General features: G+C 68.3%; 14 protein-coding genes. 12 read left to right on the top strand and 2 right to left on the bottom strand.

What is annotated here, in order from left to right; all coding sequences use genetic code 11:
- The first annotated feature begins 129 nt into the window (after nt 1–129).
- Nucleotides 130–1,221 (top strand): MraY family glycosyltransferase, encoded by a 1,092-nt coding sequence (locus tag MW290_RS27265; protein WP_250197498.1) that lies wholly within the window; start codon nt 130–132, stop codon nt 1,219–1,221.
- 37 nt (nt 1,222–1,258) lie between these two features.
- On the top strand, nt 1,259–2,719 hold the full coding sequence (locus tag MW290_RS27260) for a DEAD/DEAH box helicase (protein ID WP_250197497.1): 1,461 nt from the start codon (nt 1,259–1,261) through the stop codon (nt 2,717–2,719).
- A gap of 105 nt (nt 2,720–2,824) precedes the next feature.
- On the opposite strand, the gene MW290_RS27255 is transcribed toward MW290_RS27260, so the two are convergent.
- Nucleotides 2,825–3,586, bottom strand: a complete 762-nt coding sequence (locus MW290_RS27255) for an SAM-dependent methyltransferase (RefSeq protein ID WP_250197496.1) — start codon at nt 3,584–3,586, stop codon at nt 2,825–2,827.
- A complete protein-coding gene (locus tag MW290_RS27250; protein WP_250197495.1) occupies nt 3,583–4,185 on the bottom strand; it encodes a Maf family nucleotide pyrophosphatase in 603 nt (200 codons plus the stop codon). The genes MW290_RS27255 and MW290_RS27250 overlap by 4 nt, the downstream gene beginning before the upstream one ends.
- A 50-nt stretch (nt 4,186–4,235) precedes the next feature.
- Here MW290_RS27250 and MW290_RS27245 point away from each other — a divergent pair, with 50 nt between their 5' ends.
- The 10 genes from MW290_RS27245 to rpoE all read left to right on the top strand — a co-directional run bounded on the left by MW290_RS27245 (nt 4,236) and on the right by rpoE (nt 11,700).
- The gene (locus MW290_RS27245) at nt 4,236–4,799 is read left to right on the top strand and encodes a YceD family protein (RefSeq protein ID WP_250197494.1); all 564 of its coding nucleotides are present in this window, start codon (nt 4,236–4,238) and stop codon (nt 4,797–4,799) included.
- Nucleotides 4,800–4,881: 82 nt separating this feature from the next.
- Nucleotides 4,882–5,064, top strand: a complete 183-nt coding sequence (gene rpmF, locus MW290_RS27240) for a 50S ribosomal protein L32 (protein ID WP_250197493.1) — start codon at nt 4,882–4,884, stop codon at nt 5,062–5,064.
- A gap of 177 nt (nt 5,065–5,241) precedes the next feature.
- A complete protein-coding gene (gene plsX, locus MW290_RS27235; protein WP_375142976.1) occupies nt 5,242–6,312 on the top strand; it encodes a phosphate acyltransferase PlsX in 1,071 nt (356 codons plus the stop codon).
- Nucleotides 6,309–7,298: a beta-ketoacyl-ACP synthase III gene (locus MW290_RS27230; protein WP_250197491.1), complete on the top strand. Its 990-nt coding sequence runs from the start codon at nt 6,309–6,311 to the stop codon at nt 7,296–7,298. The genes plsX and MW290_RS27230 overlap by 4 nt, the downstream gene beginning before the upstream one ends.
- A gap of 33 nt (nt 7,299–7,331) precedes the next feature.
- A complete protein-coding gene (gene fabD, locus MW290_RS27225; RefSeq protein WP_250197490.1) occupies nt 7,332–8,270 on the top strand; it encodes an ACP S-malonyltransferase in 939 nt (312 codons plus the stop codon).
- Entirely contained in the window at nt 8,267–9,007 is a 741-nt protein-coding gene (fabG, locus tag MW290_RS27220) for a 3-oxoacyl-ACP reductase FabG (protein ID WP_250197489.1), read from the top strand. The genes fabD and fabG overlap by 4 nt, the downstream gene beginning before the upstream one ends.
- A gap of 92 nt (nt 9,008–9,099) precedes the next feature.
- Nucleotides 9,100–9,339 carry an acyl carrier protein gene (gene acpP, locus MW290_RS27215; RefSeq protein ID WP_046114670.1) on the top strand — a complete coding sequence of 80 codons (240 nt, stop codon included), beginning with the start codon at nt 9,100–9,102 and terminating at the stop codon, nt 9,337–9,339.
- 10 nt (nt 9,340–9,349) lie between these two features.
- On the top strand, nt 9,350–10,594 hold the full coding sequence (fabF, locus tag MW290_RS27210; RefSeq protein WP_250197488.1) for a beta-ketoacyl-ACP synthase II: 1,245 nt from the start codon (nt 9,350–9,352) through the stop codon (nt 10,592–10,594).
- 27 nt (nt 10,595–10,621) lie between these two features.
- Entirely contained in the window at nt 10,622–11,071 is a 450-nt protein-coding gene (locus MW290_RS27205; protein WP_250197487.1) for a hypothetical protein, read from the top strand.
- A 17-nt stretch (nt 11,072–11,088) separates the two neighbouring features.
- Nucleotides 11,089–11,700 carry an RNA polymerase sigma factor RpoE gene (rpoE, locus tag MW290_RS27200; RefSeq protein ID WP_250197486.1) on the top strand — a complete coding sequence of 204 codons (612 nt, stop codon included), beginning with the start codon at nt 11,089–11,091 and terminating at the stop codon, nt 11,698–11,700.
- Nucleotides 11,701–11,705: the final 5 nt, after the last annotated feature.

Below are 11,705 nucleotides of genomic sequence, written 5' to 3'. Positions count from 1 at the left end.
AGCGCGCGCGGACGGCTGCGGCGCGGAATTCTAACGGGGGCCTCCCCCGGCCCTGGGAGGGGGCAAGGTGCATTTTTCCCTTGTGTTACTGCAAGAAGTTGGTGCACCGCATCGCTACACTCGCGCGCCATGTTGATCCTGCTCTTGGGCTTTGCCGTCGCGGGCCTGGTGACGCTGCTCGTGATCCGTTCCGCCCACAAGCATGCTCATCTCACGGCCGACCACGACCTGTCCGGCCCCCAGAAATTCCATGCCAAGTCGGTGCCGCGTGTCGGCGGCGTCGGCATCTTCGCGGCCGTCGTGGCTGCGGTGGGTGCCATCGCGTTCACCGCGCCTGAATACCTGTGGATGAGTGTGCTGCTGGTCGCCTGCGGCCTGCCAGCGTTTGGTGCCGGCCTGATCGAGGACCTGACCAAGCGCGTGTCGCCGCGCAACCGGCTGATCGCCACCGGCATCTCCGCGGGGCTGGCCGTCTACCTGCTGGACGCCGCCATCGTGCGCACCGACCTGCCCGGCCTGGACTGGGTGGTGGCTTTTCCCATCGGGGCGGCGCTGATCACGGTGTTCGTGGTGGCAGGCGTTGCCAACTCGGTGAACATCATCGACGGCTTCAACGGTTTGTCGTCGATGTGCGTGGTGATGATGCTGATGGCCGTGGGCTACGTCGCCTTCCAGGTGGACGACCGCTTCGTGATGCTGTGGGCCCTGGCAGGCGTGGGGGCGGTGCTGGGCTTTTTCATCTGGAATTTCCCGGCGGGCCTGATCTTCCTGGGCGACGGTGGGGCCTATTTCCTGGGTTTTCTGCTGTCGGAGCTGGCGATTCTGTTGCTTTATCGCAACCCCACCGTGTCGCCGATGTTCCCGCTGCTGATCTGCATCTATCCGGTGTTCGAGACGCTGTTTTCTATCTACCGCCGCCGCTTCTTGCGTGAGGTGTCGCCCGGCCTGCCTGACGGCATCCATCTGCATTCACTGATCTACCGCCGCGTCATCCGCTGGGCGGTGGGCAGCCGCAGCGCCCGTGAAATCACGCGCCGCAACTCTATGACCTCGCCCTACCTGTGGCTGCTGTGCATGATGTCCTTGATCCCCTCGGTGCTGTGGTGGCACAGCACGCCGGTGCTGGGGTTCTTCATCCTTCTGTTCGGCGTCACTTATGTGTCGCTGTACTGGCGCATCGTGCGCTTCCGGTCGCCGCGTTGGCTGGTTTTGCGCCGTTAAGCGCGCAATGTCTGTCAAGCGGGGATAATGCTGGGTAATGACAGAGACCACCGCCGTACCCGAAGCCCCGGCGCGCTTCGACACCCTCCCGCTCGATCCCAAGCTGCTGCGTGCCGTGGCCGACCAGGGCTACGCCACCATGACGCCCATCCAGGCCAAGGCCATTCCGGTGGTGCTGGCCGGCCGCGACGTGATGGGGGCCGCGCAAACCGGCACGGGCAAGACGGCGGCTTTTTCCATCCCGCTGCTGCAGAAGATGCTGCGGCATGAAAACGCCTCGATGTCGCCCGCGCGGCATCCGGTGCGCGCGCTGGTGCTGGCGCCCACCCGTGAGCTGGCAGACCAGGTGGCGGCCAACGTCAAGTCGTACGCCCAGCACACCAACCTGCGCTCAGCGGTGGTGTTCGGCGGCATCGACATGAAGCCGCAGACGCTGCAGCTCAAGGCCGGCGTCGAGATCCTGATTGCCACGCCGGGCCGGCTGCTCGACCACATCGAGGCCAAGAACTGCGTGCTCAACCAGGTTGAGTACGTGGTGCTGGACGAAGCCGACCGCATGCTGGACATCGGCTTCCTGCCCGACCTGCAGCGCATCCTCAGCTTCCTGCCCAAGCAGCGGCAGACGCTGCTGTTCTCGGCCACCTTCTCGCCCGAGATCAAGAAGCTGTCGCAAAGCTACCTGCAGGACCCGGTGCTGGTGGAAGTGGCCCGGCCCAACGCCACCGCCACCAACGTGGAGCAGCGCTTTTACAGCGTGGCCGACGATGACAAGCGCCGTGTGGTGCGCCAGATCCTGCGCGACCGCCAGCTCTCGCAGGCCATCGTGTTCGTCAATTCCAAGCTGGGCGCGGCCCGGCTGGCACGCTCGTTCGAGCGCGACGACCTCAAGACCGCGGCGCTGCACGGTGACAAGTCGCAGGACGAGCGCCTGAAGTCCCTCGAAGCCTTCAAGCGCGGTGAAGTGGACGTGCTGGTGGCCACCGACGTGGCCGCGCGCGGCCTGGACATCGCCGACCTGCCGGCCGTCTTCAACTTCGACGTGCCCTTCAATGCCGAAGACTACGTGCACCGCATCGGCCGCACCGGCCGGGCGGGCGCCTCGGGCATTGCCGTCACCCTGGTCACGCGCGACGACGCGCGGCTGATCGGTGACATCGAGAAGCTGATCAAGAAGAAGATCGACCTCGAGCCCTTTGAGCTGGAAGACGACCGCCCGCGCCGTTTCCGTCCGCGCGAGCTGGACGATGCGGCGCCGCGTGAGCGTGCGCCGGCCGAGCGCAGCTACGAGCGTGCAGCGGCGCCCACCCGCCGCTACGGTTCGTCGGCGCCGGCAGCCGATCCCTTCTTCGACAAGCCCTACGAGCCCAGCACCTCGGATTCGCCGCCCGCCTGGGAAAAGGGCGCGGCGGCTGCCGTGCCCGCGGTGCGGGGCCTGACGCCCAACATCCGCACCAAGCGCAAGGTGGCGGCCTTGCTGGGCGGCGGCCAGAAGGCCTGACCAAGACGCCTACCGTTCGGCGGCAACGTCAGGTTCCGCCGGGCCGCCCCAAGGAACCTGCGCCCCCCTGGGGGGCCGCGAGCACCGCGAGCTTGGGGGCCAACGTCAGGCCAGAAGGCAGAACACCGCCGGAATCCGATCCGGCAGGCTCACCGCCTGCCGCTTCCAGTCGGCCACCGTCATCGTGCGCGTCCAGCCGCCTTCCAGTGTCAGCCCGACGCTGATCGACACCCGCGTGCCGGCCGACAGCGCCTGCAGCATGGCCGCCAGCAAGGCGCCGTTGCGGTAAGGCGTTTCGATCATCAGCTGCGTCTGCTGCTGCTTGCGCGACACGGCTTCCAGCTCACGCAGCCGGGCGATGCGCGCGCCGGCTTCCACCGGCAGGTAGCCGACGAACGCGAAGCTCTGGCCATTGAGCCCGCTGGCCGACAGCGCCAGCAGCAGCGACGTGGGGCCCGACAGCGGCCGCACGGGCACGCCGGCCGCATGCGCCGCCGCCACGAGCAAGGCGCCGGGGTCGGCCACGGCCGGCAGGCCGGCCTCCGAAATCAACCCCAGGTCATGCCCGGCCAAGGCCGGTGCCAGCAGCGGCGCCAGGTTGGGTGCGGCCACGGCCGCGCCCCCCTTGGGCGGGCGCGGCAGTTCCACGATGCCGATCTCCTGCAGCGGCCGGCTCAGCGGCACCCGCTGGCCCACGCGCTTGAGGAAGCTGCGCGTCGTCTTGGCGTTCTCGGCCACCCAGTGGGGCAGGGCGGCCGCCACCTTCAGCGCACCCAGCGGCAGCGTGTTTTCGATGTCGGGCGGCTGCTGGGCATCGCCGGTGCCGAAGTCCAGCGTGTTGGGCACCAGGTACAAGGTGCCCGTCATGGCAGCGGCAGTCCGGCTTCGCGCAGCAGGGCGCAGGTGCGGATCAGCGGCAGGCCGATCAGCGCGGTGGGGTCGTCGGACTCGATGGCCTCCAGCAGCGTGATGCCCAGCGCCTCGGCCTTGGCGCTGCCGGCGCAGTCGTAGGGCTGCTCGGCCGCCAGGTAGCGCGCGATCTCTTCGTCCTGCAACGGGCGGAAGCGCGCCGTCACCGTGGCCATCAGCGTGCGCTCGAAGCCCGTGCTCGGGCGCAGCACGCTCACGGCGGTGTGAAAGCGCACCGTGCGGCCGCGCATCTGCTGCAGCTGCTGCGTGGCGCGTTCATGGGTGCCGGGCTTGCCCAGCGGCTGGCCGTCCAGGTCGGCCACCTGGTCGGAGCCGATGACGATGGCGTCGGCATGTTGCGTGCGGGCGGTGGCTGCGGCGGCGCGTGCCTTGGCCAGGGCGAGGCGCATCGCCAGCGCATCGGGTGCTTCGCCGTCTGCGGGCGTTTCGTCGACGTCGGGCCGTATCACCGAGAAGGGCTGCCGCAGCCGTTCCAGCAGCTCGCGGCGGTATGGGGAGGTGGAGCCCAGGATGAGGGCGGGGCGGGGTTCGTCCATGCGGCCATTGTCCCATCGGCCCCGTGCGGACCCCGGTCTACACTGGCTGCATGAAGCCCGGAGAACATGATCCCCGCCGCCTGGATGTGGCGGCTTTTGCGGCGCAGGGCGCTGAACTGTCCGGCCGCTGGCCGCTGAGCGAGCTGGCCCGTGTGGCCGAGGATGCGCCCGCCACGGATGACGGCGCGCCGCTGCCAGACGTCCACTGGTCTGCCCACGGCGAGCGACGGCCGGTCAAGGGCGGCGAGCCCCAGGTCTGGCTGCACCTGCAGGCGCAGGCCCAGGTGCCGCGCGAATGCCAGCGCTGCCTGGCGCCGGTGGCCATTCCTGTGGAAGTCGACCAGTGGCTGCGCTTCGTGGGCGACGAGCAACTTGCCGCCCAGCTGGACGCCGACAGCGACGACGACGTGCTGGCGCTGCCGCGCTGGCTCGACCTGCAGGAGCTGGTGGAGGACGAGGTGCTGCTGGCGCTGCCGCTGGTGCCCAGCCACGACCAATGCCCCGATCCGCTGCCGATGGTGGCCGAACCTTCGGCCGAGGAACTGCCGCCGCAGGAGAAGGTGAATCCCTTCGCCGCGCTGGCCCAGCTCAAGCGCGGCAACAAGCCAGAGTGACGGCCCCCGCGGGTCGTGCTATGATCATCGGCTTTTCGCGAAGGCGCCGCCCGTAACTTGCTGGCGCCACCAGGAGAACCTCATGGCCGTCCAGCAAAACAAGAAGTCGCCCTCGAAGCGGGGCATGCACCGTTCGCACAACGCGCTGCCCGTGCCGGGCATCGCGATCGAGCCCACCACCGGTGAAACGCACATGCGTCACCACATCAGCCCGACCGGCTTCTACCGTGGCCGCAAGGTGCTGCGCACCAAGTCGGACACCTGATGATGGCGGTGCCGGGCGTGCCTTGCATGTCCGGCGTCTTGGCTTCGGTGGCCGGCGCGCGCGTCGCGGCGTCGGCAGTGTGGCTGTAGCTGCGCCCGGCGCATGCGGCTGCCACCCGGTCCCACTGCCCAGCCGGCGATGTCCTTGTCCCAATCCGCCCTGACGCCACTGTCGCGCGTGCGAGTCGCCGTCGATTGCATGGGCGGCGACCATGGTCCCAGCGTCACCCTGCCGGCCTGCCAGGCTTTTCTTGCGGCGCATCCGCAGGCGGAGTTGGTGCTGGTAGGTACACCCGAGGCATTGGCGCCTGCGGCCTCGTGGCCGCGCGTCACCTGCGTGCACGCGAGCGAAACCGTGCTGATGGACGACACCGTCGAGGTGGCGTTGCGTCGCAAGCGCGACTCGTCGATGCGTGTGGCCATCAACCAGCTCAAGGCATCCGGTGAGGGTGCGGAGCCGTTGGCGCACGTCTGCGTGTCGGCCGGCAACACCGGCGCCCTGATGGCGGTCGCCCGCTACGTGCTGAAGACGCTGGACGGCATCGACCGCCCGGCGATCGCCACGGTCATGCCCAATCGGCTCGACGGCTTCACCACCGTGCTCGACCTGGGTGCCAATGTGGACTGCAGCGCCGAGCACCTGCTGCAGTTCGCGGTGATGGGCAGTGCGCTGGTCGGTGCCGTCAGCGGTAAGGCCGACCCCAGCGTGGGCCTGCTCAACATCGGCGAAGAAGTCATCAAGGGCAGCGATACCATCAAGCGTGCCGGCGAGCTGCTGCGCGAGGCGGCGGCCCGTGGCCACCTGCATTTCCACGGCAACGTGGAGGGTGACGACATCTTCAAGGGCACGACCGACATCGTCGTCTGCGACGGTTTCGTCGGCAACGTGGCGCTGAAGACGGCCGAAGGCCTGGCCTCGATGCTGGGCGACATGATCCGCCAGGAATTTACCCGCACACCCTTTGCCAAGTTCGCGGCGCTGATCGCGCTGCCGGTGCTGCGCCACTTCAAGACCCGCGTCGACCCGCGCCGGCTGAACGGTGCCGCGCTGCTGGGCCTGCGTGGCCTGGTCTTCAAGAGCCACGGCTCGGCCGATGCCTTCGGTTTCGAGCAGGCCCTCACCCGGGCGTATGATGCCGCCCGCAACCGACTGCTGGACCGGGTCCACGACCGCATCCTCGACACGCTGCAGGCGTTGAATGCCCAGCCGGTCGCCGGCGGTGCCGACGACACCGTCCAAGCCGCATGAATTCATCCACACCTCGGTATTCCCGCATCGCCGGCACCGGCAGCTACCTGCCGCCGCGGCGCGTCACCAACGACGACCTGGCGGCCCAGCTGGCGCAGCGGGGTCTGGAAACCTCCGACGCCTGGATCGTCGAGCGCACCGGCATCCGGGCGCGCCACTTCGCCGAGCCCGAGGTGGCCGCCAGCGATCTGGCGCTGCATGCCTCGCTGGCGGCGCTGCAATCAGCCGGCTGCACCGCGGCCGACATCGACCTGATCATCGTCGCCACGTCCACGCCGGACATGGTGTTCCCCTCCACCGCCACCATCCTGCAGAACAAGCTGGGCGTGCATGGCTGCCCGGCCTTCGACGTGCAGGCGGTGTGCTCGGGCTTCGTCTATGCGCTGACGGTGGCGGATTCGATGATCCGCACCGGTGCGGCCCGCAAGGCGCTGGTCGTGGGTTCCGAGGTGTTCTCGCGCATCCTCGATTTCAACGACCGCACCACCTGCGTGCTGTTCGGTGACGGCGCCGGCGCCGTGGTGCTGGAAGCCAGCAACGAGCCCGGCCTGGTGGCCAGCGAGCTGCATGCCGATGGCCGCCACCTGGACATCCTCTGCACCCCGGGCCATGTGTCGGGTGGGGCGATCCTGGGCGATCCGCTGCTCAAGATGGACGGTCCGGCGGTGTTCAAGCTGGCCGTCGGTGTGCTGGAAGACGTGGCCCGCTCGGTGCTGGCCAAGGCCGGCCGCGAGGCGTCCGACATCGACTTCCTGATCCCGCACCAGGCCAACATCCGCATCATGCAGAGCACGGCGCGCAAGCTGAAGCTCAGCGCCGACAAGGTCATCGTCACCGTCGACGAGCATGGCAACACGTCCGCTGCGTCCATTCCGCTGGCGCTGGACAGCGCCGTGCGTTCCGGCCGCATCCGCCGCGGCGACACCCTGATGCTGGAAGGCGTCGGCGGTGGTTTCACCTGGGGCGCCGTGCTGCTCGATTTCTGAGCACCGCCGCCTCCATCTTTCGAGAGTCACGCGATGACATCGTTTGCGTTCGTCTTTCCTGGCCAGGGCTCGCAGGCCGTCGGCATGCTCGACGCCTGGGGCGACCACCCCGCCGTGCGCCAGACGCTGGAAGAAGCCTCCGCGGCGCTGGGCGAGGACATCGCCCGCCTGATCCAGGCCGGCCCCAAGGAACAGCTCGACCTCACCACCAACACCCAGCCGGTGATGCTGGTGGCAGGCATTGCCTGCTACCGCGCCTGGCTGGCTGAAACCGGCCTGAAGCCCGCGTGGGTGGCCGGCCATTCGCTGGGCGAGTACAGCGCGCTGGTAGCCGCTGGTGCGCTGACGCTGGCCGATGCGCTGCCGCTGGTGCGTTTCCGCGCGCAGGCCATGCAGGAAGCCGTGCCGGTGGGCACCGGCGCCATGGCCGCCATCCTGGGCCTGGACGCCGCCGCCGTGCGCGAGGGCTGTGCCGAGGCCGCGCAGGCCAGCGGCGAGGTGGTGGAAGCCGTCAATTTCAACGATCCCAAGCAGACCGTGATCGCCGGCACCAAGGCCGGTGTCGAGAAGGGCTGCGAAGTGCTCAAGGCCAAGGGCGCCAAGCGCGCGCTGCCGTTGCCGGTGTCGGCGCCGTTCCACTCCAGCCTGATGAAGCCGGCGGCTGAACGGCTGAAGGAGCGCCTGGCGGCCACGCCGCTGCTGGCGCCGCAGATGCCGGTGGTCAACAACATCCGCGTGGCCATCGAAACCGACCCGCAGGCCATCCGCCAGGCGCTGTACGAGCAGGCCTTCGGCCCCGTGCGCTGGGTGGAGGTGGTGCAGGCGCTGCGCGCCCAAGGCGCCCAGGTCATCATCGAATGCGGTCCGGGCAAGGTGCTGGCCGGCATGGTCAAGCGCATTGAGCCGGAGGTGCAGTCCACCACCGTGTTCGACCCCGCGTCGCTGGAAGAGGCCAAGAGGCTGGTGGCATGAAGAGCTTCAACGAACAGGTGGCGCTGGTGACCGGCGCGTCGCGCGGCATCGGCCGCGGTATCGCCAGCGCGCTGGCTGCCCAGGGCGTCAAGGTGATCGGCACCGCCACCACCGAGTCCGGCGCTGCCGCCATCACCGAAGCACTGGCGCCGCATGGCGGCCGAGGCATTGCGCTGAACGTCAACGACGCGGCGGCCGTGGAAGCGGCCATCGACGCGCTGACCAAGGAATTCGGTGGCCTGCACATCCTCGTCAACAACGCGGGCATCACGCGTGACACGCTGGCCATGCGCATGAAGGACGAGGACTGGGACGCGGTGCTGGACACCAACCTCAAGGCCGTGTTCCGCACCAGCCGTGCCGTGATGCGCACGATGATGAAGCAGCGTTACGGCCGCATCGTCAACATCACTTCGGTGGTGGGCGCGTCCGGCAATGCCGGCCAGGCCAACTATGCCGCCGCCAAGGCCGGCGTGGCTGGCATGACGCGTGCCCTGGCTCGTGAGCTGGGCAGCCGCGGCATCACCGTGAACTGCGTCGCGCCCGGCTTCATTGCCACCGACATGACCGAAGTGCTGCCCGAAGCGCAGAAGACCGCACTGCTGTCCCAGATTCCGCTGGGTCGGCTGGGCGAGGTGCAGGAAGTGGCCGATGCGGTCGTGTTCCTGGCGTCCCCCGCGGCCGGCTACATCACCGGCAGCGAGCTGCATGTCAACGGCGGCATGTACATGAACTGATGGACCGGGTCGGCCCGACCGGACGCCCCCCGCAGGCCCCGCCTGCAGGGCGCGTAAACTCCGGGCCGTTTTGTATGTTCCAGGAGGAGCGAATGAGCGATATCGAAGCCCGTGTCAAGAAGATCATTGCCGAACAACTCGGCGTGCCCGAGTCGGACGTCACCAACGAAAAGGCCTTCGTGGCCGACCTGGGTGCCGACTCGCTCGACACGGTCGAACTGGTGATGGCCCTCGAAGACGAGTTCGGCATCGAAATCCCCGACGAAGAGGCCGAGAAGATCACCACGGTGCAGCTGGCGATCGACTACGCGGTCAATCACCAGAAGGCCTGAGTCGGTTTCCATGACTCGTCGTCGCGTCGTCGTCACGGGCCTGGGGCTGGTCAGCCCGGTGGGCAACAGCGTGGCCGAAGGGTGGGCCAACCTGGTGGCCGGCCGTTCGGGCATCGCCAACATCACCAAGTTCGATGCGTCGGCCATGGCCTGCCGCTTCGCGGGTGAGGTCAAGGGCTTCAACATCGAGGATTACATCCCCGGCAAGGAAGCCCGGCACATGGACACGTTCATCCACTACGGGATGGCCGCCTCCATGCAGGCCGTGCAGGACTCGGGTATTCCCACCGGGGAAGCGCTCGACGAGCAGACGGCCGAGCGCATCGGGGTGTTGGTGGGTTCGGGCATCGGTGGCTTGCCGATGATCGAGCAGACCCATCAGGACTACACCGAACGCGGCCCGCGCCGGATTTCCCCGTTCTTCGTGCCCGCATCGATCATCAACATGATCTCGGGGCATGTGTCCATCAAGTACGGCTTCACCGGCCCGAACCTGGCGATCGTCACCGCCTGCACCACCGGCCTGCACTGCATCGGCGAGGCAGCTCGCCTGATCGAGTACGGCGACGTGGACGTGATGGTGGCCGGCGGTGCCGAATCCACGGTGTCCCCGCTGGGCATCGGTGGCTTTGCCGCTGCGCGTGCGCTGTCCACCCGCAACGATGACCCCACCGCCGCGTCCCGCCCCTGGGACAAGGGCCGTGACGGCTTCGTGCTGGGCGAGGGCGCCGGCGCGCTGGTGCTCGAGGAGTACGAGCACGCCAAGGCCCGCGGTGCCAAGATCTACGCCGAGCTGATCGGTTACGGCATGGGAGCGGACGCGTTCCACATGACCGCGCCCAACGTCGACGGCCCCAAGCGGTCGATGCTGGCGGCGCTGCGCAATGCGCGGATCGATCCTTCGGCGGTGCAGTACCTGAATGCGCACGGCACGTCCACGCCGCTGGGCGACGTGAACGAGACCAATGCCATCAAGAAGGCGTTCGGCGATCACGCGTCCAAGCTGGTGGTCAGCTCCACCAAGTCGATGACCGGTCACCTGCTGGGCGGCGCCGGTGGCATCGAATCGGTGTTCACCGTGCTGTCACTGCACCACCAGGTGGTGCCGCCGACGATCAACCTCGTCGACCCCGATCCGGAGTGTGACCTCGACTACTGCCCGAACGAAGCTCGGGAAATGAAGATCGACGTCGCGGTGAAGAACAACTTCGGTTTCGGCGGCACCAACGGCACGCTGGTCTTCCGTCGCGCCTGACGGCGCCGGCACTGCGGCGCGCCCACCATGCGATCGGCACCCGCGGTGCAGGTCGTCGTGGGTGATGACCTGGGCTGGCGCATCGCCGCGGCGGTCAGCTGTGCGGCGGCTGCCGCGGTGCTGGCAGCCTGGCTGGGCCTGATGGCCGAGCTGCCGGTGCTCGTCGTCGCGGTGATGGCCGGGATGGCGGGTCTGGCCGGTGCCGGCCTTTCCCATCGCCTGCTGCCGGCACCTGCCGGTGTGCTGGCCTGGGACGGCGCCGAATGGCACTGGGGCGGCAGCAACGGTCAGGTGGCGGTGGTCATCGACCTCGGCCCCTGGATCTTGCTGCACTTCATGCCGTCCGGTCGCCGCGGCGGGCGGGCCGCCCATTTGCCAGTATCCCGGGCTGGCGCCCGTGCGGGCTGGCACGGATTGCGCACTGCGGTATATTCCCGCCGCCCTGAACCCCGGACCCCTTCCGCGCTGCGGATGTAGGCCACCCAAGAGCCTGAATGACCAACGCAGCGGACGCCGACGCCCTCTTGATCGACCGTGTGAAGAACGGCGATGTCAAGGCGTTCGAGATGCTGGTGGTGAAGTACCAACGGCGCATCGAGCGGCTGATCGGCCGCATGGTGCGCGATGTGGACCTAGTGCCCGACATCGCGCAGGAAACCTTCATCCGGGCCTACCGGGCCATCCCGCAGTTCCGCGGCGACAGCGCTTTCTACACCTGGCTGTACCGCATCGCGGTCAACACCGCCAAGAAGGCGCTGGTCGATCTGAAGCGGGATCCGCTGGTCTCCGAAAATGCGCTGTCAGGTCGGGAAGACGAGGACGAAACTTCGCGCGTCGAGAACGAACTAAGCGATGGCGAGACCCCGGAAGCCGTGCTGGCGACGAAAGAAATTGCCGCCACGGTGAACGGAGCCATCGAAGCTTTGTCTGAAGACTTGCGCCAGGCGATCACCCTGCGCGAGATCGAAGGTCTGAGCTACGAGGAAATCGCTGAAGTGATGAACTGCCCGATCGGCACGGTGCGTTCGCGGATTTTCCGGGCGCGCGAGGCGATTGCGGAACGTCTTCGCCCGCTGTTGGGCACCCGCGAGGGCGAGCGCTGGTAGCGCGC

Source organism: Aquincola tertiaricarbonis (assembly GCF_023573145.1).
GTDB lineage: Bacteria > Pseudomonadota > Gammaproteobacteria > Burkholderiales > Burkholderiaceae_C > Aquincola > Aquincola tertiaricarbonis_B.
Note: the sequence above shows the minus strand (reverse complement) of the source record. Positions and strands in the feature narration are given on the sequence as shown.